This is a genomic window from Kitasatospora sp. NBC_01300 (assembly GCF_041435235.1).
Classification (GTDB): domain Bacteria; phylum Actinomycetota; class Actinomycetes; order Streptomycetales; family Streptomycetaceae; genus Kitasatospora.
The window spans coordinates 4,989,088-5,010,474 of record NZ_CP108408.1; the positions used below are offsets into that span (position 1 = coordinate 4,989,088).

Here is a 21,387-nt window from a genome sequence, read left to right on the forward strand (position 1 = left end):
GTGACGGCCGGAAGCGCGGTGACGCCCCCGGACGCCGGCCCCGCGCGCCGCTCAGCCGAGCAGCTCGGCGAGCGCGCGGTCGGCGTCCAGGTGCAGGTGCTCCTCGCCCTCGGGGACGAGCAGCCGGCTGCGCCACAGGAAGCGGCGCAGGTCGGTGGTGTCGAACTGGAGCAGCGCGGTGCCCTCCGGCGCCCGCAGTTCGACCATGGTGCGCCGGCCGACCGCGGGCCGGACGTGGACGTCGCCGACGCCGGCCGGCAGGTCCAGGCCGGCCGAGAGCAGCTGGCGGGCGAAGACCCAGACGATGTCGTCGGCGCCGTCCGAGCCCGGGCCGCCGTCCGCCGGTTCGTCCAGCGAGAACTCGGCGGGGAAGGCCATCCGGACGGCGAGCGGGTCCTCCGGCAGGTAGCTCAGGAGCACCCGCAGCCGGACGGAGCGGTGGAGCGAGAGGATCAGTCGGGCCTGGACGGTCTCTTCGGCGGCGGTGTGCACGGCGAGTCCCTTCGGGTCGGTGTGAGGCCGGTCGACAAGGGGGAGGGTTGGGGCGGCCTCACCCTGGTGAGAGTCCAGGGACCGGCCGTGATTACTCGGTTTCGGAACCGATCGGATGTGATCCGGGTCACGTCGATTTCCGGCCGCCCGGGCCCGGCGCGGAGCCTCGCCTGGCCGCCCCGACGGCGCCGGGCCGGTACGCTGGGCGGGTTGTCCGATCGCCGCCCTTCCGCGGGGCGGGGCTGAGAAACCGCCCCTGACCTGCGATGATCCCCCCTCGGAGACCGTGAGTACTGCCGCCGCCTCCTCGATGCCGCTGTTCTCCGACGTGCCGGAGCCGCAGGCCCCCGCCCGGGGCGCCGGACCCGCCGCGTCCGCCGCCTCCCACCACCTCTCGCCGGCCTTCCCCGGCCGCGCCCCCTGGGGCACCGCGGGCAAGCTGCGGGCCTGGCAGCAGGGCGCGCTGGACAGGTACATCGAGACGCAGCCGCGCGACTTCCTCGCGGTCGCCACCCCGGGCGCCGGTAAGACCACCTTCGCGCTCACCCTGGCCTCGTACCTGCTGCACAACCACCTGGTGCAGCAGGTGACCGTCGTCGCGCCGACCGAGCACCTCAAGAAGCAGTGGGCCGAGGCCGCCGCGCGCATAGGCATCCGGCTCGACCCGGCCTACTCCTCCGGCCCGCTCTCCCGGGACTACCACGGCATCGTGGTCACCTACGCGGGCGTCGGGGTCAACCCGATGCTGCACCGCAACCGGACCGAGGCGCGCAAGACCCTCGTGATCATGGACGAGATCCACCACGCCGGCGACTCCAAGTCCTGGGGCGAGGCCTGCTTCGAGGCCTTCGAGCCGGCCACCCGCCGGCTGGCGCTGACCGGGACGCCGTTCCGCTCCGACACCAACCCGATCCCGTTCGTCCAGTACGAGGCCGGCGGCGACGGCATCCGCAAGTCCGTCGCCGACTACACCTACGGCTACGGGCACGCGCTCGCCGACCACGTCGTCCGCCCGGTGATCTTCCTCAGCTACAGCGGCAACATGCGCTGGCGCACCAAGTCCGGTGACGAGCTGGAGGCCCGGCTCGGCGAGCCGATGACCAAGGACCTGATCGCCCAGGCCTGGCGCACCGCGCTGGCCCCGCAGGGCGAGTGGATCCCGTCCGTGCTGCAGGCCGCCGACCGGCGGCTGTCCGAGGTCCGCAAGGCGATCCCGGACGCCGGCGGGCTGGTCATCGCCACCGACCAGAACACCGCGCGCGCCTACGCCAAGATCCTGCGCGAGATCTCCGGCGAGAAGGCCACCGTGGTGCTCTCCGACGAGACCGAGGCCTCCCAGCGGATCTCCGACTACGCGGCCGGGGACTCGCGCTGGATGGTCGCGGTCCGGATGGTGTCCGAAGGCGTCGACGTGCCCCGGCTGTGCGTCGGGGTGTACGCCACCTCGATCTCCACCCCGCTGTTCTTCGCCCAGGCCGTCGGCCGCTTCGTGCGGGCCCGCAAGCGCGGCGAGACCGCCTCGGTGTTCCTGCCCACCATCCCGACGCTGCTCGGCTTCGCCAACGAGATGGAGGTCCAGCGCGACCACGTGCTGGACCGGCCGAAGAAGGAGGGCGAGGGCCTCTTCGACGAGGAGGACCGGCTGCTCGCCGAGGCCGAGCGGGCCAACGACGGGCCGGACGGCGCCGGCGGCGACGAGTTCTCCTACGAGGCGATCGGCTCCGACGCGGTCTTCGACCGGGTGCTGTACAACTCCATGGAGTTCGGCATGCAGGCCCACCCGGGGAGCGAGGAGGAGGACGACTACCTCGGCATCCCGGGCCTGCTGGAGCCGGACCAGGTGCAGATGCTGCTGCAGAAGCGCCAGCACCGGCAGATCCAGCGCAGCAAGGGCAAGCCCGCCGAGGAGGCCGACCTGCTGGAGCTGCCGGCCGAGCAGCGGCCGGTCGTCACCCACCAGGAACTCCGGGAGCTGCGCAAGGAGCTGAACGCACTGGTGGCCGCCTGGCACCACCGCACCGACCAGCCGCACGGCACCGTCCACAACGAGCTGCGCCGCCAGTGCGGCGGACCGCTGACCGCGCAGGCCACCGCCAACCAGCTGAAGGCGCGGATCGCCAAGATCCGCGAGTGGGCGAAGTAGTCGCGGAACCGGACGCGGGAACGGCACGGCGCGCTGCCGCGCGCCGGCCGCCCCGCTCCCGCGTGTCCGGACTCCGGAGCGCGACCGGAGCCGCGCGCCGGCGGGCCCGGAGAAATGCCGGCATTTGTCCCGGTTCCGTCGCGCTGTTGAAGTCGATCACGCCCGAATTTTGGACAACCACTTCCGTCGCGACATTTCCTTCACTACCTTTCCCCCACGCTCTTCCACCGGGCAACCCCCACAGGACGGGCGCCGCAGGACCGCACGCACGTCAAGGACGACACCGCGAGCGGTCCGAGCGCGGCCACCCCACCTGCGCGCGACACCGAACCCGGTCCGGCGCCGCCTGCCCCGCGAGCGCCGCGGAAAGGATGCCCGTCGTGACTGCCGAGACCTCCCAGACCCTGGACCGTGGCGTCCGGGTCCTCAAACTCCTCGCCGACTCCGAGCGCGGGCTCACCGTCACCGAGCTGGCCGCCCGACTGGCCGTCAACCGCACCGTCGTCTACCGGCTGCTGGCCACCCTGGAACAGCACGGCCTGGTCCGCCGGGACATCGGCGGCCGCGCCCGGGTCGGCCTGGGCGTCCTGCGCCTGGCCCACCGGGTGCACCCGCTGCTGCGCGAGGCCGCGCTGCCGGCCCTGCGCAGCCTGGCCGAGGACCTCGGCGCCACCGCCCACCTCACCCTGGTGGACGGCAACGAGGCGCTGGCCGTCGCCGTGGTCGAGCCGAGCTGGACCGACTTCCACGTCGCCTACCGCACCGGCCTGCGCCACCCGCTCGGCGAGAGCGCCGCCGGCCGGGCCATCCTGGAGGCGCGCACCTTCCCCAGCCAGCGCCGGCCGGAGCAGGGCTTCGTCATCACCCGTGCGGAGGAGCAGTCCGGGGCCTGCGGCGCGGCCGCCGCGCTGATCGGACTGAGTGGCATCGAGGGCAGCGTCGGCGTGGTGATGCTGAACGGGCTGGTCCCCGAGCGGGTCGGCCCCCGGGTGGTGGAGGCGGCGACCGAGGTGGCCGACGCGCTGCGGTAGGCCGGCACGGGCCCCGGTGTGTTTGGATTCCCCTTGTGTCCGACACCAAGCTGCCCAAGGCCCTCACCTCCCCGCGGACCCGCGCGCTCACGCTCTGCGGGGTGCTGGTCGCCGCGCTGTTCGGCGTGGCCGCCTTCGTCCCGCTGCCGTACACGCTGACCTGGCCGGGCCTGACCGCGGACACCCTCGGCACGTACAAGGACAAGCCGGTCCTCACCGTGACCGGGGCGCCGCTGCGCACCACCGAGGGCGAGCTGCGGATGGTCACCATCTCGGCCACCAACCCGGGGGAGAGGACCACCTTCTGGCGCGCGCTCCAGGCCTGGTTCGACCAGGACGAGGCGGTGCGCCCGACCGACACGGTCTACCCGCCGGGCAACCCGGCCAAGGCCGAGGAGCAGACCGCCCAGCAGATGACCGAGTCGCAGAACAGCGCCACCGCCGCCGCGCTCGGCTACCTCCACCTCTCGCCGGACCAGGTCAAGGTCAAGGTCGACCTGGGTGACGTCGGCGGCCCGAGCGCCGGGCAGATGCTGGCGCTGGGCATCATCGACAAGCTCGCCGGCGACGGCAAGGGCGGCGACCTCACCGGCGGGCTCAAGATCGCGGGCACCGGCACCATCGACGACCAGGGCGTCGTCGGCGCGGTCGGCGGCGTCCCGCTCAAGACCCAGGCGGCCGCCCGGGACGGCGCGACGGTGTTCCTGCTGCCCAAGGACGAGTGCACGGACGCCAAGGTCAACACGCCCAAGACGCTGCGCCTGGTGCCGGTCGGCACGCTCGGCGAGGCGGTCTCGGCGTTGGAGGCGCTGAAGAGCGGCGGCACCGTCCCCAGCTGCTGACCGGGGCCGCGGGCCCTGCCGTCGGGCGCGGGCCCTACTCGGCGGCGGCCTGGTCCACCAGCGGCAGGATGCGGTACGGCACCGGGTTCTCCAGCGCGATCGCGGTGGCCGAGCGGACGATCCCGTCGAAGCCCACCACCCGGTCGATCACCCGTTGCAGATCGGCGTTGGAGCGGGCCACGATCCGCACCATCATGTCCCCGGCCCCGGTGATGGTGTGCAGTTCCAGCACCTCCGGCACGTTCGCCAGGTGCGTCCGGACGTCGGCGCCCTGGCCCTGGGAGATCTCCAGGGTGGCGAAGGCCGTCACCGGGTAGCCAAGCGCCGCCGGGTCGACCTCCGGGCCGAAGCCGCCGATCACCCCCTTGGCCTGCAACCGGTCCAGCCGGGCCTGCACGGTGCCCCGGGCGACCTGGAGCCGGCGCGAGCACTCCAGCACCCCGATCCGGGGCTCCTCGGCGAGCAGCCGGATCAGCCGGCCGTCCAGCGCGTCGATCGAGTCGTTCCCGCCGCCCGTCCCGGGGGCGGCCGAAACGCCCGGCGGGGCGGGGGAGTTGGGCGAGCCGGGGGAGCTCGGGGACTGGGCGTGGGGCATCGCGGCTCCGTCCTCCGGTGGGCATTCTGTACAGCGGCGCCGCTGATTCTCCCGCCCCGGCGCACAGCTTGACCAGGAGGAAACGGAACAGTTGCGCGCCGGTCGGCTCGGCGCCACCCTCCAGCCACAACGCCGTGCGCCGGGCCCCACACCGGCGCGCGGTCGCACCCGCCGTGGTCCGCACGCCTACCGGGAGGGCCGTCATGACCGACACCGCCGCCGAACCCGTCCTGCTCGCCGCAGGGCCCGGAGAGTCCGCCCCCCTCCCGATGGGCCGCGCCGACGCGGTGGTCTTCGCGGTCGGCGACGCCGAGCGGGCCGCCCGCCGCTACACCGCCGCGCTCGGACTGCGCTGTACCGCGTACGCCGGGCCGGAGACCGGGGAGCCGGAGACGGTCTCGTACGTGCTGGACGCGCCCGGGACCAGGATCGTGCTCACCTCGCTGGTCCAGGTGATCGGCCCGCGCGGCCGGGAGCTGGCCGCGCACCTGGCCCGGCACGGGGACGGGGTGCTGGACCTCGCGGTGAGCGTGCCGGACGTCTTCTACGCCTACGACTACGCGGTGGACCGGGGCGCCCTGTCGCTGGCCGAGCCGTACGAGGCGCGGGACCGCTTCGGCACGGCGGTGCTCGCGACGATCGGGGTGCCGGGCGGGACCAGGCACACCCTGGTCGACCGGTCCGGCTACGCCGGGCCGTACCTGCCGGGGTACCTGCCGTTCGAGACCTGGTGAGGGGGGATCAGCGGATGGCCGTCTCGACCACCGGCGGGTGGCCGTTCCAGTAGACGAAGACCGAGTTGGCCTGCTCGCCCTTGGTGAAGTCCACCCGCATCCACTGGTCGCCGTTCCACACCTGCATCTGCCAGCCCGGGTCGGGGGTGGCGGAGACCAGCGAGGCCTTGTCGGGGCGGATGTCCAGGGCGACCTTGCCGCCCGGCACCGGATAGCTCTTCACGGAGGACACCGCGGTGGTGGTGGCGGGAGTTGGGCGGCGGGTGGCCGACGGGGAGGCGGCGGCGAGGGTGGTGGCGGGGGCCGGCCCGCGCGTCGTCGTCGTGGCGGCGGTCGTGGCGGCGGTCGGGGAGGCCGGTGGTGGGGTCGGGGCCCCGGTCTGGGTGGCCGACCGCGGCTGGTCGGGGGTGACGGTCGCGGTGTGCGGCGTGCCGTCGACCCTCGGTGAGGGCAGCGGCAGGGCCGTGGGCTGCTCGAACGCGGCACCGGTCAGCACCGCGTGCACGCCGAGCCAGGACAGCGCCACCGCCGCCCCGGTGGCCGCCGCCCAGGCGCCGAGCTGTACCAGTCCGTTCCGCATCGTCCGCTCATCCTGCCGTATTCCGGGCCTGCGCAGCCGGGCAGCCCCGTTATTAGTCAGGGGAGTTGCACAATGTCCGGAGGCCACCCCGAGGTACAGACCACTGCCCGTCGATGGCGTACCGTGCAGGGCCATGGCAACAGTGCTCGTGGTCGAGGACGACCCCTTCGTACGCTCCGCCCTCATCCGGCACCTGACCGACACCGGTCATGCGGTCCGCAGCGTGGGCACGGCACTCGAGGCGTTGCGGGAGGTCGCCCAGGTCGGCTGTGACCTGGTGATCCTCGACCTCGGACTGCCGGACCTGGACGGCAGCGAGGCACTCAAGATGATCCGGGGCCTGACCAACGTGCCGGTGATCATCTCGACCGCCCGCGACGACGAGGCCGAGATCGTCCGGCTGCTCAACGACGGCGCCGACGACTATCTGGTGAAACCTTTCTCCGGGGAACACCTCAGCGCCCGGATGGCCGCCGTGCTGCGCCGGCTCGGCGGCGGCGCCGCCCCCGTCGCCCAGGTGCTGCGGGTCGGCGGCCTCGCCATCGACCTCCAGCGCCGCGAGGCCTCGCTGGACGGGCGGCTGCTCGACCTGACCCGCCGTGAGTTCGACCTGCTGGCCTTCCTGGCCGGACGCCCCGGCGTGGTGGTGCCGCGCAAGGAGATCCTGGCCGAGGTCTGGCAGCAGACCTACGGCGGAGACCAGACCATCGACGTCCACCTGTCCTGGCTGCGCCGCAAGCTCGGCGAGACCGCCTCCAGCCCCCGCTACCTGCACACCGTCCGGGGAGTCGGGGTCCGGCTGGAGGCCGCCGGGGGACTGGCGGAGCACCGGACATGAGGAGGTTCGGGCGCTCGCTGCGCTGGGCCCTGATCAAGGCCGCCGTCGCCGGGACCACCATGGTCGCGCTGGCCTTCCTCATCCCGCTCGGCCTGATGGTCCAGCAGACCGCCCGGGACCACGCCTTCACCGCCGCCGAGCGGCAGGCCGCCGCGCTCGGCCCGGCCCTCGCCATCACCACCGACCAGATCGCCATCGACCGCGCCCTGGCCAGCACCGACGCCGGCGGGCAGGGCCGGATGGCGGTCCACCTGCCCGCCCCGGCCGCCCCGGACGCGCTCCCCGGCGCGGGCGGCCCCGGCGGGCCCACCATCGGCGAGGCCCGGGCCGCCGCCGGCGACGTGTCCACCGCCGGAGGCCAGGGCCGCTCCTTCACCGTCGAGGTGCCCGGCGGCTACGCGCTGCTCCAGCCGGTCGCGGTGGACACCGGGCGCACCGCCGTGGTCGAGGTGTTCGTCGCCGACGGCGACCTCACCCGCGGCGTCTCCACCGCCTGGCTGGTGCTCTCAGGCGTCGCGCTCGGCCTGGTCGCCATCTCGGTCCTGGTCGCCGACCGGATGGGCAGCCGGATCGTGGCCTCCGCCCGGCGGCTCGCCGGCGCCGCCCGCTCGCTCGGCGCCGGCAACCTCGCCGTACGGGTCCCGGTGGACGGCAAGCAGGCCGCCGGCAGCCCCGAGGAACTGCGCGAGGCCGCCCACGCGTTCAACACCATGGCCGACCGGGTGGTCCAACTCCTCGCCGCGGAACGGGAACTGGCCGCCGACCTGTCCCACCGGCTGCGCACCCCGCTGACCGTGCTGCGGCTCAACGCCGCCTCGCTCGGCGAGGGCGACGCCGCCGACGCCACCCGGCACGCGGTCTCCCAACTGGAGCGCGAGGTCGACCAGATCATCCGCTCGGCCCGCCGCGACCCCGAGGACGCGCCCGCCGTCGCGGTCGGCTGCGACGTCGCCGAGGTGATCCGCGAACGGGTCGGCTTCTGGTCCGCGCTGGCCGAGGACGAGGGCCGCCGCTGGCAACTGGCCGGTGCCGACCAGGTGACGCCCGTCCCGGTCCAGCGCGCCGACCTGGCCGCCACCGTCGACGCGCTGCTCGGCAACGTCTTCCGGCACACCGCCGTCGGCACCGCCTTCTCGGTGGACGTGCTCGCCACCGAGACCTCGGTGATCGTCCTGGTCGGCGACGCCGGCCCCGGCTTCAGCGACCCGGCCGCCGCCCTCAAGCGCGGCGAGGGCCACGGCGGCGAGGGCTCCACCGGCCTCGGCCTCGACATCGTCCGCAAACTCGCCGAGTCCACCGGCGGCGACCTGGCGCTCGGCCGCTCCGCCGTGCTCGGCGGCGCCGAGATCCGGCTTCGGCTGCGGACGCGCCCGGACGGCACCCCCGCGCGGGCGGGGCGGCGGCGCAGCCGGGGCGCGCTGTTCCAGAAGTGACCGCTTCCGCTTCCGCTTCCTCTTCCTCGTTCCTCGGCCGAGGCCCGGGGGAAGCGTGGCGGCAGGTTTCGCACGCGTCTGATGCGCCGCCAGTTTCCGGATCTTCCTTAAGCGCGGCCTAAGGGAGTTCTTCCCCTCGCTCAGCCCGCCGGTTCGGCCTCCCGGTCGCCGCTAGCGTCGGTCGCGCCGGTCACCCGACCGAGCCGGGCCGGCCGCCCGGACGTCCGCACGCACCCGCGCCCGGACCGCGGCCGACCGACGGCACCCCGGAGGTAACGCGCCATGACCACCCAGCCCAACCGCCGCCCCGGCCGCCGCAGGCGCGGCCGCAAGGGCGCGATCGTCGGGGCCTCGGCGGTCGCGGCCGCCCTGGTCGCGGGCGGTGTCGTCGTCCTCGCCTCCTCGGCCAGCGCCGCCTCGCTCGGCGCCGTCTACAGCCGGACCAGCAGCTGGGACTCCGGCTACACCGGCCAGTACCTGGTCACCAACCCGGACAGCAGCCCGATCGAGGACTGGACGCTCAGCTTCGACCTTCCGGCCGGCGCGAAGATCGACTCGCTCTGGAACGCCACCTTCACCGCCGCCGGCCAGCACGTCACCGTCAAGCCGGAGGCGTGGAGCAAGCGGCTGGAGCCCGGCAGGAGCGTGGTGGTCGGCTTCGTCGCCCAGGGCGCCGGTGCCGCGCAGGCCGAGCCCGGCAACTGCCTGATCAACAACACCTCCTGCAAGGCCGGTGACGGCACCGCGCCCACCCCCTCGGGCCGCCCCACCACCACCGCGCCGACCGGTCCGGTGTCGACCGGTCCCGTGCCGACCGCTCCGGTGTCGACCGCTCCGGTGTCGACACCTCCCAAGCCGACCGGGACCGGCACCGCGGCCCCTTCCCCCACGGGGACCGCGAGTGCCACCCCCTCGGCGAAGCCGACCACCCCGGCGCCGACCCCCACCCCGACCGCCACCCCCACGGCGACCGGTGTGCCCGTACCCCCGGCCGGTGCCGGGGCCGGCTTCGCCCCGTACGTCGACACCTCGCTCTACCCGCCGTACGACCTGGTCGCCACCGCCAAGGCCACCGGGGTCAAGAACTACACCCTCGCCTTCGTCGTGTCCGGCGGCGGCTGCCAGCCCAAGTGGGGCGGCGTCAGCGACCTCTCCGCCGACGCGGTGGCCGCCCAGATCGGCGCCCTGCGGGCGATCGGCGGCGACGTCCGGGTCTCCTTCGGCGGCGCCAACGGCAGCGAACTGGCCCTCGCCTGCGGCTCCACCGCCGACCTGGCCGCCGTCTACCAGAAGACCGTCGACGCCTACGGCCTGACCAGGCTCGACTTCGACGTCGAGGGCGGCGCGATCGCCAACACCGCCGCCAACACCCGCCGCGCCCAGGCCATCGCCCAGCTGCAGAAGAACGCCGCCGCCAAGGGCAAGGCGCTCGACGTCTCCTTCACACTGCCCGCGCTGCCCTCCGGCCTGACCCAGGAGGGCGTCAACCTGGTCGCCGACGCCAAGAACAACGGCGTTGCGATCGGCGCGGTCAACATCATGGCCATGGACTTCGGCGACGGCGTCGCCCCGAACCCGCAGGGCCAGATGGGCAAGTACGCGATCGCCGCAGCCACCGCCACCCAGGCCCAGGTCAAGAGCGTGCTCGGACTGGACGACGCGGCCGCCTGGCGCAAGGTCGCCGTGACCCCGATGATCGGCGTCAACGACGTCGCCAGCGAGGTCTTCACCGTCGCCGACGCCAAGCAGCTCGCCGACTTCGCGGCGTCCAGGCACCTCGCCTGGCTGGCCATGTGGTCCGGCACCCGTGACAAGGCCTGCGACGGCGGGGCCAAGGCCTACGCCGATGCCAGCTGCAGCAGCATCGTCCAGCAGCCGCTGGACTTCACCCGGGCCCTCGGCGCCTACACGGGCTGAGGCGCGGGGCCGCTGGGGCCGCTGAGTCCCTGAGGCCCTGGGCCCCTGAGGTCGCTGAGGCCCTGAGCCCTTCGCCGGGTGGCCCCGGCCGTCCGTGCTCCGCCCGCAACGGAGTACGGCCGGTCGGGGCCCATTCGTCACCTTGCGTGACCGCCTGTGCCCAGGCCCGGGCGGCCCGCATCCGGTATCGTCGGCGATTGGTCGAGCGGTGGACGGAGTGGACTGGTGACAGCGGTGCAAGACGAGCGGAGCCCGGTGCGGACCGCACCCGACCCCGCGCCCGCCCCCCTGTCGGACCGGCTGCGGACCGCGCTCGGCGCCCCCGTCCGCGCGCTGCGCGAGGCCCCCCGCCGACCGCTGCTGGCCGCCTCGGCCCTGGCGCTCCTGTCCCTGGTCGTGTACGCGGTGGTCCGCCACTTCGTCAACACCTCGATGGTCGACATGATCGTCTACCGGGCCGAGGGCGCCGCCGTGGCCAACGGCACCGACCTGTACGCACTGCGCGTCACCGAGTGGAACCTGCCCGCGACCTACCCTCCGTTCGCGGCCATGCTGTTCGTGCCCACCACCTGGTTCCCGGTCCCGTTCCTCCGGGTGGCGATCACTCTCGGCAACCTCGGGCTGCTCGCCCTGCTGACCCACCTGTCCTTCAAGCTGGTCGGCTGGCCGCGCCGCGAACTGCGGCCGATCGGCGTCATCCTGGTGACCGGCCTCGGCGTCTGGCTCGAACCCGTCTTCACCACGCTCCGGTACGGCCAGATCAACCTCGCGCTCGCCTGCCTGATCCTCTGGGACCTCACCCGTTCGGACGCCCGCCGCAGCAAGGGCATGGCGATCGGCATCGCCGCCGGCCTCAAGCTCACCCCCGGCCTGTTCGCCGTCTACCTGCTGATCACCGGCCGGGTCCGAGCCGCCTTCGTGGCCGGCCTCACCTTCCTCGGCACCTTCCTGATCGGCGCCGTCTTCCTGCCCGACGCCACCTGGGGCTTCTGGACCAAGTACCTCTACGACTCCTCCCGGGTCGGCAAGACCGAGATCGTCGACAACCAGTCGCTGCGCGGCGCCCTCGCCCGGCTGCTGCACACCGCCGACCCCGGCACCCTCGCCACCCTCGCGGCCGGCCTGGTCGCGGTGGCCGGCCTCGCCGTCGCCGCCTGGGCCCACCGCAGCGCCCGCTGGCTGCCCCGGGCCGAGGCCTGGGGCGTCTGCTGCGCGGCCGTCACCGCCGTGCTGATCTCACCGATCAGCTGGACCCACCACTGGGTCTGGTGCGTGCCGGTGCTCGTCCTGCTCGCCACCGAGGCCTCCGTCGAGCACGCCCGCCCGGTCGGCGTCCGCCGGCTGCGCTGGCGGGCCGCCTTCTGGGCGACGCTGCTCGCGTTCCTCTCCTTCGCGATGTGGGCCGCCAAGCCGCTCGGGCCGGCCGTCCTCCACATGGGGCCGCTGCGCCAGCTGCCGACCTCGGTCTACCCGTGGGTCGGGCTCTGCTTCCTGCTCGCCGCCGCCATCCGGATAAGGGCCCGGCGACGCTCCGCCGGGGCACCGCTGGTCCGGCTGCCCGGACAGCGCGACGGCGGTGGCCCGGACGCCACCCGCGGCCGTCAGCAGGCCCCCGCGGCCCGCTGAGCCGGCGGGGGCGCGGCTCCCGTCGCGTCGCGCGGTCCCGGTCGGCTGCGCGCTGTGGCCGGCCGGTGCGTTCGCGGTCGCGCGCGTGGTGGTGGTCGTGCGCGTGCTGGTGGTCCTGCGCGTGCTCACGCAAGCAGGTCCGCGAGCGAGCCGTCCATGTCCAGCGCGGCCAGCTCGCTGCCCGGCGGGACCAGCCGGTGGGCCCGCTCCAGCCAGGCCGCGACGACCGGCAGCGGCGCCTCCAGCAGGGCGTCGCCGGCCGGGGAGCTCAGCGCCAGGCAGAGCACGCTGCGCCGGCCCGAGCGGGTCGGCCAGATCCGCACGTCGCCCTGGCCGCACGGCCGGAAGGTGCCCTCGACCAGCAGCTCGCGGGCGAACACCCAGGTCACCGGGGAGCCGGTGTCCAGGTGGAAGGTGATGTGCACCGCGTACGGGTCGTGGCTGCCGTAGGACAGCCGGGCCGGGACGGGGACGCTGTGCTCGGGGGAGAGCACCAGGTTCAGCTCCAGTTCGTGCTCGACCACGCCGGTGGGGCGCTCCATGATCGTCTTCCTCTCTGCCTTGGGTTCCTGCCCGGTTCCGGGCCCGGTGACCTTTGAGAGGGCGGTCCGCGCCGGCTCTTACACACGTTTCCGGGATTTCTTCGGGAAGTTCGACGAGGGGTGGGTGAGACGAGGGGCGGCGACTGGTGGGGATCCCGGCGCGCGGACGCCCGCCGCGCGCCGGGACGATTCGGCCGCCCTTACCCCGGAGGGCCCTCCGCTGTCCGGTGATTGACCAACTTTCCGTCGGCACCGCGACGAGGCACTACCCTTTGTGACTGTCCGGCGACTTTCCGCCTACCGGCGGTGCCCCCACCCACGCGCGCCGGGCGGCTCGCGGGTGCGCCGGGCGGGCGTGCCGTGTCGGCCCCGCCAGGACCCGCCAGGAGAGAAGACCCCATGACGGACCGCCCCTTCGCCGGCGCCGGCGACTCGGCCGTCGGACCCGAGCCGGGCTACTACCCCGACCCCTCCATCCCCGGCTTCGTCCGGTACTGGGGCGGCTCGGCCTGGGTGCCGGGCACCAGCCGGCTCGCACCCGCCGAGGGCGAGGTGCTGGATCCGCCCCGGTTCGCGTCCCGGCGGCCCGCCGCCGGTGCGGCGGGGGCGGCGCGGGCGGTGCCGCCACCGGCGGTGCCGGAGGCGGCCGGTCCGGAGACGGTGGCCCCGGAGCCGTCCTGGGGCGGGACCGCGCGCGGCGGGGGCGGGGACACCGGGCCGGTGTACTTCGACCAGACCACGGGCGGGGCGAAGTTCGTCCTCGGGTCGCGGGCGGCGGAGGTGATCGGCGGGCCGGTGTTCCGGACGGTCGGGGAGCCGGAGGCGCCCGCGAACCCTGAGGCGTCCGGGGTGGCTGGGGCGTCCGGGCCGGAGCCGGCGGCGGCGGTCGAGGTGCCGGTCTTCGAGGAGGCGGTCTTCGAGGAGGTGGTCTTCGACGAGCCGGTCCTGGGCGAAGAGGTCCATGGCGAACCGGTGGTCGAGGTTTCGGCGGTCGGGGGTGCGGCCGGCCAGGGCGAGGTGGAGGGGCCTGGCTGGCAGGCCGTTCCGCCGGCACGGCGGGGGCTGATGGAAGCGGATGGCGAGCCGCACCGGATCTCCTGGGGGGTGCTTTCGGGGGCGCCCGACGAGGAAGAGGGGCGCGCGAGGCAGGTCCGCGCTTCGGTTGCTTTTCCGGTCCGGGCTTCGGCCGGCATGCCGGCCGCCGCTTCGGTCGGGGCGGAGGTGGCCACCGCCTCCGGAGCGCCCGCGACCGTCCCGGCGGCGGTGGCGGTGCGGGAGGCGCCGTCGCCCGTCGCGGCGTCCGTTCCGGCGGCTGCGCGCGGGGCCGGGCGTGCCGTCGAGCCCGCGTCCGAGCCCGAGCCCGCCGTACCGGCCCCGGCCGCGCCGGTCGCCGCCGGGGCGGCTCCGGTCCGGGCCCAGGGCCGGGCTCCCGCGCCTGCCGCGCCCGCCGGGTCGCTGCCGGTCGTGCGCCCGGCCCGGGAGGCCGTCGCGCGGCGCCGCCCCGCCCCGGCCGAGCCGGCCCCCACGGTGCCCGCCCCCACCGTGCCCGCTTCCGCGACGCCCGCCGGGCTCGGACGCCGGCTGGCCGCGCGCGCCGTGGACACCGTCGTACTCCTCGTGGTCGCCGTCGCCGCCGGAATCCCGCTCGGCCGCTCCGCGTCCGAGCACCTCCAGCAGAAGCTCGACCAGGCCCGGATGGCCAGTTCCCTCACCCGGCGTCAGGTCCAGGTCTGGCTGGTGGACGACGTGGTGCTGGGCAAGGTCGCGGTCCTGCTCGGCATCCTGCTCTTCGTCAGCCTGCTCTACGAGGTGCTGCCGACCGCCCGCACCGGCCAGACCTTCGGCAAACGGCTGGCCCGGATCCGGGTGGCGGACGCCGCCGCCCCCGCCGCCCGGACCAGGCTGAGCCTCGGCCGCTCGCTGCTCCGGTGGGCCGTGAGGCAGCTCGGCCTGCTGCTGCTCGTCGGCCTGGTCTGGCCCGTGTTCGACCGCCCGGCCCGGCGAGGCTGGCAGGACCGGGCCGCCCGCACCCGGGTGGTCCGCGGCTGAGGCCTCCCGGCGTGGCGGCCGGCTCCCGGCGCGCAGGCATCATCCGGGGCGGAGGCGCCGTCCGGCCCTGGCAGCAAAACGGACAGAATGTCCCAAACGGCGAGAATGTGTGATGTTCTACTCGACGGATGAGCACTCACGACCCCTCAGGCTCCCAGCCGGAGGGGGGCGGCCAGCCCTCCTTCGACAAGCAGCCTCCGCAGCCGGGCGGCGGCACGCCGGAAGACCGGCCGTCGAACCCGAACCCGCCGTCGGACCCGAACCCGCCGTCCGCCCCACCGCCCGCCGGCGGCCCGTCCGACGGCACCTCCGGCACCCCGTCCGACGGCCCCGGCGCGTACGGCGGCACCTACGGCGGCCCGACCGGCGGTCAGAGCCCGCCCGGCGGCAGCCCCTACGGCCAGAGCCCCTACGACCAGCCCCCGCCCGGCTACGGCCCCACCGGCTACGGAACCCCCGGCGCCGGACCCGTCCCCGGCATGCCGCCGATCGGCAGCTGGCCCAGGCGCATCATCGCCCGCCTGATCGACTACCTCCTCGTCCAGGCCGTCGCCGTGATCGTGGTGGCCCCCTTCGCCGACTTCAGCAACCGCTCCGGCGAGGTCGGCGCGTTCTGGCTCGGCTGCGGCATCTACCTCCTCTACGAGGGCCTGATGCTCGGCCGGGACGGCCAGACCCTCGGCAAGAAGGCGATGCACGTCCGCGTCGCCATGCTGATCGACGGCAACAAGCCCACCCAGAGCGCCGCCTGGACCCGCGCGGCCGTCTACATCCTCCCGGCCGTGATCTGCTGCGCCGCCTTCTGGTGGATCATCGACGGGATGTTCGGCGTCTTCGACAAGCCCTACCGGCAGTGCATCCACGACAAGGCCGCGAAGACCGTGGTGGTCACCACCGACTGACCGGTCGAGCGGGCCGCGGGCGCCCGGCGGCGGACTGGCTTGCTAGCGCTGCCGGGCGTACTCGTGTCCGGCCGGGGCCGGGGAGGCCGCTCCCGACCTCGCCGCCGACCGGCCGGACACGGCGAGCGACAACACCGTCACCACGGTGCCGAGCGCCAGCGCGAACCCCTCCAGCACCGCGACCTCCAGGACGCCCGAGGCGCCCGAAACGGCCAGCAGCGCCACGGTGGCGGCGACGACGGTGAACGAGCCGAGGCAGTACTGGGCAGCGGACGGACGCGGCATGGCGGGGGGTCCTTCGCACGTCGGGGGGAACGAGCGGGAATGGCGCCGGTCCCAGAAGTGCTGCCCGGCAAGGGAGTTCGGTAAGTCCAGGCTAACCCGCCGGACCGGGAGCACGGGGGGCGCACAGGCTCACCCCGGGGTCGTCCGCCCCTCGGTACGGTGAACCCGACCGCGCCCGCCCCACCCACCCGGGGGAACACCCGTGCCCATCCCCGCCGACTGGCCCACCACCGAAGCCCAGGCACTCGCCGAACAGGAACGCCTGCGCCCCCTCGTCCAGACCCACGACTCCGACGACCCCGACGGTTCCGGCTCAGGCTCAGGCTCCGGTTCCGGCGGCGGGGTCGGGCGGCTCATCGCCGGCGTCGACGTCGCCTACGACGACGAACACGACCTCGTCGCCGCCGCAGCCGTCCTCCTCGACCACGACACCCTCGCCGTCGTCGAACAGTCCACCGCCGTCGGCCGCATCCCCTTCCCCTACACCCCCGGACTGCTCGCCTTCCGCGAACTCCCCGCCGTCCTCGACGCCCTCGCCGCCCTCACCCGCACCCCCGACACCGTCGTCTGCGACGGCTACGGCCTCGCCCACCCCCGCCGCCTCGGCCTCGCCAGCCACCTCGGCGTCCTCACCGGCCTGCGCACCCTCGGCGTCGCCAAAACCCCCTTCACCTTCCACCACCACGACCCCGACACCCCCCGCGGCTCCACCACCCCGCTCACCGACCCCGCCACCGGCGAAGAAGTCGGCCGCTCCCTCCGCACCCGGCCCGGCGTCAAACCCGTCTACGTCTCCATCGGCCACCGCATCAGCCTCGACACCGCCGTCCGCACCACCCTCCAACTCGCCCCCCACTACCGGCTCCCCGAAACCACCCGGCACGCCGACTCCCTCTGCCGCCGCGCCCTCGCCGACGCCCTCCACGCCAGGACGCCTGCGAACTGACCAGGTACCAGGCGGAATTCGGGCCCCGTGTGTTAGACATGAGACACCGGGGCCCCACCCCGACAGCGACCCACGGACGCACGGGGGAGGCGCCGAAGTGGCAACAGGAACCGGCACGACCGGAGGCGCCGGCCGGGGCTACCGCGTCGAGGTCGAACAACTCCGCGCCTTCGCCGCCCAAGTCCGGCTCCTCCTCGCCGAATTCCAGCACCACGCCGACGGCACCGGCACCCACGGGCGCAGCGGCATCGGCAGGACCGCCTTCGGCACCTTCGCCGAAGCCACCGAGATCCACAACCGCTACAACACCATGCGCGACGGCCTGCGCGACGTCCTCGACCAACTCCAACAAGCCGTCGACGAAGCCCAGAAGAACGCCGAACTCACCGCCACCAGCTACGAGGAACACGACCAGCACACCGCGAAGAAACTCGAACTCGGCGACGACGGCTGGTCCGTCGCCAACCCCTCCGCCGGCAGCAAGGCCGCCTACGAGCGCACCGTCGCCCCACCCGCCCCCTGACCCCCGGCCACCACCGGCCGAGCCCGAACGGAGGCGAACCCCCCATGGCCTACACCGACTTCACCACCTACAGCCACGCCCAACTCCGCGCCATGGCCCAGGCCCTCAACCCCGGCGAAGTCATGGCCGCCGGCGACCCCTGGCGCCACGCCGCCGACACCCTCAAGGCCATCCGCGCCACCCTCACCCGCGCCAGCACCGAAACCGCCGTCACCTGGGAAGGCGCCACCAGCGACGCCTTCCACACCCGCATGCTCCACCTCGCCGACAGCATCAACAACGCCGCCTCCTACGCCAACGACGCGGCCAACACCCTCCACAACATGTCCGAGGCCATCGCCAAGGCCAAACGCGACATGCCCGAGGAACCCAGCACCTGGGAAAAGGTCAAGGACACCGTCGGCGACGGCGTCTCCTCCGTCTTCGGCGGCGACGACGAACACATCCCCGTCGCCGACCGCCGAAAAGCCGAAGCCGCCACCGTCATGCAAACCCTCGCCATGCACTACCGCATCGCCACCCCCACCCTGAAGCCGCCACCGAATCTGTCACCGCTGCAGACGTCCGATGAGACACGCGATGTGACACCACAGGGCGATCCCGCTGGGGCGGCGGCGGTGGCGAGCGCGATGATGTCGGGAACCTCGATCGGCGTCGCGGGAACATCAGGGCGGGTGACGACCAGCCCGCCGGCACAGAGCCCGAAGTCCCCCAGAGTGGCGGTGCCAGCCCGCTCCACGTCGAGGAGCGCGTCTGGTCCGACCGATTCGGGGATCAAGGGCGGCGCGGCGCAGACTCCGCCGAAGCCCCTGGGCTCGGTAAACCACGGCCCGGGTGCGGGCGTCGCCGACACGCCGGCGGTCGTCCCTGACAGGACTGTGGTCACCACTGCCATCCCGGGAACTCAGGTGTCCGGGGCGGGTGTTGTGCCGCCTGGTGGTGCTGCGGGCGGCACCCCGGGAAGCAGCGGCGGGCAGGGGATCTCCAATCCCGCAGGCCCGGCGGCGGCTGGTCTACCGGTCGGCCCCGGCATCGGCGAGGCCAAGGTCGGATTCAGCGGTCGGGCACTGCCGGGCGGTGACGATCCGGCGGGCGGCCGTGGACCGGGTGGGGGCATCGGGGGTCGAGGTGGCTCCGGCGCCCGGCCGATGGGTGGGTCCACAGGCCGACCTGGTGGGATCGTCGGTGGGACCGCAGGGCCGGTCGAGGGAATGCGCGGCAAGCAGGCGTTCACGGAAGGCGGTTCCGGCCTGGGAGTCCGGAACCGGCTCAGGGGCGAACCCGGTGCCGGCGGCCCAGGCGGTATGGCCCCTGGCCTGCCGCTCACCGGCGCGCAACGGCACGAGAAGGACCGGGAGAAGGGCCGTCGGAGGCCCGACTACCTCGTTGAGGACGAGGAGACCTGGGCGCCGGACAAGCCGGCCAATCCGAACGTGGTGGAATGAGCCCGGTCCTGAAACGGACGGGTGATCTGATCGCGTCCCGCAGGTCGGTGATCTGCGGGACGCCTCGCTGAGTGGGGTGACCAGGCTTGACGAGCCGCCGGTTGGCGCGTGGTACAGCGGCCCTTGCCGCCGGGGCATTGATCTGGAGTGTCGCGGCACCGATGGCACCGACGGCATCGGCGGATCAGATCAGAGACAAGCAGTGGGCCCTGAAGACCTTCGAGGCCGAGACGAAGGTCTGGACCGTCAACCAGGGCGAGGGCGTGATCGTCGGCGTGGTCGACAGTGGGGTCAACCAGGACCACCAGGACCTCACCGGACAGGTGCTTGCGGGGGGTGACTTCTCCGGTACGAACACGGACGGCCGTACCGACGGCGACGGCCATGGCACCGGGATGGCGAGCCTGATCGCAGGGCACGGGCACGGTGCGCAGGCGGGGATCATGGGCTTGGCGCCGAAGGCGAAGATCCTGCCGGTGAAGGTACGGACCGACGGCGAGAATCGGGACATCCAGCAGAACGGCCTCGCCGAGGCGATCCGCTTTGCCGTGGATCACGGTGCGAAGGTCGTCAACATGTCGCTCGGGGGGACGTCGAGGTTCGACACCCCGGCACGTGAAGCCGTCAACTACGCGGTCTCCAAGGACGTCGTGCTGGTCGCCGCCACCGGGAACAACGGCGACAGCCCGAGCGGTGTCCAGTACCCGGCGGCCTTCCCCGGAGTGGTGGCGGTCGGCGCGGTGGACCGGCAGGGGCGACTGTGGGAGAAGTCGAGCTACGGGCCGGAGACCACGCTGGTCGCCCCCGGGGCGGAGATCTACCGGGCCGGTGCGAAGACCTCTGCCGGCTACGGCGTGGGCAACGGCACCTCGGATGCCACCGCCTACGTCTCCGCCACCGCCGCGTTGATCCGGGCGAAGTATCCGGAGCTTTCGGCGGGGCAGGTGATCAATCGGATGATCAGGACTGCCACGCCGCCGCAGGACGGGTCGGCGGTGCCGGGGAGCAGGTACGGCTTCGGGGTGCTGGCGCCGGCGAAGGCGTTGGAGGCCGATCCAGGGGTGGACGGCGGGTCCCGGGAGAATCCGTTGGTGGGGCGGGCGGAGTCGCAGGGGGCTGCGGGGGACGGGGTGACGGAGCCGCCGGGTGGCGAGGCCGTGGTGCCTGCGGCTGGGGCCGGTGGGGCTGGTGGGGGCGGCTGGTTCGGGGTCGGGGTTGCGGTGGGGGTGGCGTTGTGGGGGGTGCTGGTCGGTGGGGTGGTGGCGGTCGTGGTGTGGGTGGTGCGGGTGCGGCGGCGTAGGGGTGCGGGCGGCTGAGGGCTGCGGGCGGGGTGGCAGCATTTTGGTGGCGGTTGGCGTCCTTGCCGCTGGTGGGGCGGGTGGTGGGGTGGCCATGCTGGGGCCATGAGTGCTTCTGAGCGTGGCGTGGATCCGGTGGGTGTGGTCGTTCCGGACGGCAAGGACTGGACGTGGGTGTTGGAACGCCCGTGTCCGGATTGTGGGCTGGATGTTCCGGCGGTGGTGCGGGAGGACGTCGCCGGGATGGTCCGGGCCAATGCGGAGGCCTGGGTGGCGTTGTTGGCGGGGGCCGAGGAGGGTTTGCGGCGGCGGCCGCGGCCGGGGGTGTGGTCGGGGCTGGAGTACGCGTGCCATGTCCGGGACGTGTTCCGGCTGTTCCGGGTCCGGTTGGATCTGATGCTGGCCGAGGATGGCCCGCTGTTCCCGAACTGGGACCAGGACGAGACGGCGGTCGCCGAGCGGTACGGGGAGCAGGTGCCGGCGGTGGTGGCCGGGGAGTTGGCGGCGGCCGGGGAGGCGCTGGCGGCGGCGTTCGGGCGGGTGGCGGGCGAGCAGTGGGGCCGTACCGGGGGGCGTAGTGACGGGGCGCGGTTCACGGTGGAGTCGTTTGCCCGTTATCTGATCCACGACCCGGTGCATCACTTGTTCGACGTGACGGGTGAGCGGGTCTGAGGGGGCTCACCAGCCGGAGGCCTCCCACAGCATGGTGCGCCGGAGTCGGCCGGCGACGCTGGCGGTGTCGGTGCCGATGACGTCGGCGATCTCGGGGGCGGCGAGGCCGACGACGTAGTGCAGGATCGCCAGGTCGTCGTCGGCGGGGTGGCGGTCCGGTGCGGCGGGCACGTGCCGGGTGTGGTCGGCGACGGTGCTGCGCAGGATCTGCCAGGCGTTCGCGGTGGGGTTGGAGCTTCCCAGCAACTCGCGCCATTGCACGGCGATTTCGGCGAACGCCTGTTGGACGGCGGTGGCCGCGCTGCTGTGCTCGGTCAGCCACACCCGGGCGTAGCTGAGGTACCGGGGGCGGTGGAGTTCGCAGAAGGCGGCGAACTCCAGTGGTACGTCCTCCGGTTCACCGGGCCTCGGGGGCGGCTCGGCGGAACTCGCGTGACGGTTGGTCATCTCGGCTTCTCGGAAAGGGAGATGGGTGGCTGACGGTCGATCATCTG

Annotated in this window: 21 protein-coding genes; 15 read left to right on the forward strand and 6 right to left on the reverse strand. The window is 73.9% G+C overall.

Features of this window, described 5'->3' with window-relative positions; translation table 11 throughout:
- Positions 1-51: 51 nt before the first annotated feature.
- Positions 52-492 (reverse strand): SsgA family sporulation/cell division regulator, encoded by a 441-nt coding sequence (locus OG556_RS22205; RefSeq protein WP_371518657.1) that lies wholly within the window; start codon positions 490-492, stop codon positions 52-54.
- A gap of 310 nt (positions 493-802) precedes the next feature.
- Between OG556_RS22205 and OG556_RS22210 the strand changes: the two genes are divergently transcribed.
- From OG556_RS22210 to OG556_RS22220, 3 genes are all read left to right on the forward strand, one after another.
- Positions 803-2,635, forward strand: a complete 1,833-nt coding sequence (locus OG556_RS22210) for a DEAD/DEAH box helicase (RefSeq protein WP_371522816.1) — start codon at positions 803-805, stop codon at positions 2,633-2,635.
- Between the two features lie 380 nt (positions 2,636-3,015).
- Complete coding sequence (locus tag OG556_RS22215; protein ID WP_350881140.1) at positions 3,016-3,666, forward strand: helix-turn-helix domain-containing protein; 651 nt, start codon at positions 3,016-3,018, stop codon at positions 3,664-3,666.
- 35 nt (positions 3,667-3,701) lie between these two features.
- Entirely contained in the window at positions 3,702-4,508 is an 807-nt protein-coding gene (locus OG556_RS22220; RefSeq protein ID WP_371518659.1) for a S16 family serine protease, read from the forward strand.
- 34 nt (positions 4,509-4,542) lie between these two features.
- On the opposite strand, the gene OG556_RS22225 is transcribed toward OG556_RS22220, so the two are convergent.
- Positions 4,543-5,103: an Lrp/AsnC family transcriptional regulator gene (locus OG556_RS22225; RefSeq protein ID WP_371518661.1), complete on the reverse strand. Its 561-nt coding sequence runs from the start codon at positions 5,101-5,103 to the stop codon at positions 4,543-4,545.
- Positions 5,104-5,306: 203 nt separating this feature from the next.
- Between OG556_RS22225 and OG556_RS22230 the strand changes: the two genes are divergently transcribed.
- Complete coding sequence (locus OG556_RS22230; protein ID WP_371518663.1) at positions 5,307-5,837, forward strand: VOC family protein; 531 nt, start codon at positions 5,307-5,309, stop codon at positions 5,835-5,837.
- Between the two features lie 7 nt (positions 5,838-5,844).
- Here the strand turns inward: OG556_RS22230 and OG556_RS22235 are convergent, their stop codons facing one another.
- Complete coding sequence (locus OG556_RS22235; protein WP_371518664.1) at positions 5,845-6,417, reverse strand: hypothetical protein; 573 nt, start codon at positions 6,415-6,417, stop codon at positions 5,845-5,847.
- A gap of 133 nt (positions 6,418-6,550) precedes the next feature.
- Between OG556_RS22235 and OG556_RS22240 the strand changes: the two genes are divergently transcribed.
- From OG556_RS22240 to OG556_RS22255, 4 genes are all read left to right on the forward strand, one after another.
- Entirely contained in the window at positions 6,551-7,255 is a 705-nt protein-coding gene (locus OG556_RS22240; RefSeq protein ID WP_350881149.1) for a response regulator transcription factor, read from the forward strand.
- Positions 7,252-8,688 carry a sensor histidine kinase gene (locus tag OG556_RS22245; protein WP_371518666.1) on the forward strand — a complete coding sequence of 479 codons (1,437 nt, stop codon included), beginning with the start codon at positions 7,252-7,254 and terminating at the stop codon, positions 8,686-8,688. Before OG556_RS22240 ends, OG556_RS22245 begins: the two co-directional genes overlap by 4 nt.
- Positions 8,689-8,970: 282 nt before the next feature.
- The gene (locus OG556_RS22250; protein WP_371518668.1) at positions 8,971-10,605 is read left to right on the forward strand and encodes a cellulose binding domain-containing protein; all 1,635 of its coding nucleotides are present in this window, start codon (positions 8,971-8,973) and stop codon (positions 10,603-10,605) included.
- 225 nt (positions 10,606-10,830) lie between these two features.
- Positions 10,831-12,231: a glycosyltransferase 87 family protein gene (locus tag OG556_RS22255; protein ID WP_371518670.1), complete on the forward strand. Its 1,401-nt coding sequence runs from the start codon at positions 10,831-10,833 to the stop codon at positions 12,229-12,231.
- A gap of 125 nt (positions 12,232-12,356) precedes the next feature.
- Here the strand turns inward: OG556_RS22255 and OG556_RS22260 are convergent, their stop codons facing one another.
- Positions 12,357-12,773, reverse strand: coding sequence for an SsgA family sporulation/cell division regulator (locus tag OG556_RS22260; RefSeq protein WP_371518671.1), 417 nt, complete (start codon positions 12,771-12,773; stop codon positions 12,357-12,359).
- 399 nt (positions 12,774-13,172) lie between these two features.
- Between OG556_RS22260 and OG556_RS22265 the strand changes: the two genes are divergently transcribed.
- Together OG556_RS22265 and OG556_RS22270 are read left to right on the forward strand one after the other, a co-directional pair.
- Positions 13,173-14,822 (forward strand): RDD family protein, encoded by a 1,650-nt coding sequence (locus tag OG556_RS22265; protein ID WP_371518672.1) that lies wholly within the window; start codon positions 13,173-13,175, stop codon positions 14,820-14,822.
- A gap of 128 nt (positions 14,823-14,950) precedes the next feature.
- A complete protein-coding gene (locus OG556_RS22270) occupies positions 14,951-15,724 on the forward strand; it encodes an RDD family protein (RefSeq protein WP_371518674.1) in 774 nt (257 codons plus the stop codon).
- A 42-nt stretch (positions 15,725-15,766) separates the two neighbouring features.
- On the opposite strand, the gene OG556_RS22275 is transcribed toward OG556_RS22270, so the two are convergent.
- Positions 15,767-16,009, reverse strand: coding sequence for a hypothetical protein (locus tag OG556_RS22275; protein WP_371518675.1), 243 nt, complete (start codon positions 16,007-16,009; stop codon positions 15,767-15,769).
- Positions 16,010-16,211: 202 nt separating this feature from the next.
- Here OG556_RS22275 and OG556_RS22280 point away from each other — a divergent pair, with 202 nt between their 5' ends.
- The 5 genes from OG556_RS22280 to OG556_RS22300 all read left to right on the forward strand — a co-directional run bounded on the left by OG556_RS22280 (position 16,212) and on the right by OG556_RS22300 (position 20,893).
- Positions 16,212-16,955 carry an endonuclease V gene (locus tag OG556_RS22280; protein WP_371518676.1) on the forward strand — a complete coding sequence of 248 codons (744 nt, stop codon included), beginning with the start codon at positions 16,212-16,214 and terminating at the stop codon, positions 16,953-16,955.
- A gap of 97 nt (positions 16,956-17,052) precedes the next feature.
- Complete coding sequence (locus OG556_RS22285; RefSeq protein WP_371518677.1) at positions 17,053-17,478, forward strand: hypothetical protein; 426 nt, start codon at positions 17,053-17,055, stop codon at positions 17,476-17,478.
- Positions 17,479-17,522: 44 nt separating this feature from the next.
- Positions 17,523-18,923 carry a WXG100 family type VII secretion target gene (locus OG556_RS22290; RefSeq protein WP_371518679.1) on the forward strand — a complete coding sequence of 467 codons (1,401 nt, stop codon included), beginning with the start codon at positions 17,523-17,525 and terminating at the stop codon, positions 18,921-18,923.
- An 86-nt stretch (positions 18,924-19,009) separates the two neighbouring features.
- Complete coding sequence (locus tag OG556_RS22295) at positions 19,010-20,239, forward strand: S8 family serine peptidase (RefSeq protein ID WP_371518681.1); 1,230 nt, start codon at positions 19,010-19,012, stop codon at positions 20,237-20,239.
- Between the two features lie 87 nt (positions 20,240-20,326).
- Positions 20,327-20,893, forward strand: a complete 567-nt coding sequence (locus tag OG556_RS22300; RefSeq protein ID WP_371518682.1) for a DinB family protein — start codon at positions 20,327-20,329, stop codon at positions 20,891-20,893.
- A 6-nt stretch (positions 20,894-20,899) separates the two neighbouring features.
- Here the strand turns inward: OG556_RS22300 and OG556_RS22305 are convergent, their stop codons facing one another.
- The gene (locus OG556_RS22305) at positions 20,900-21,340 is read right to left on the reverse strand and encodes a hypothetical protein (protein WP_063349204.1); all 441 of its coding nucleotides are present in this window, start codon (positions 21,338-21,340) and stop codon (positions 20,900-20,902) included.
- Positions 21,341-21,387: the final 47 nt, after the last annotated feature.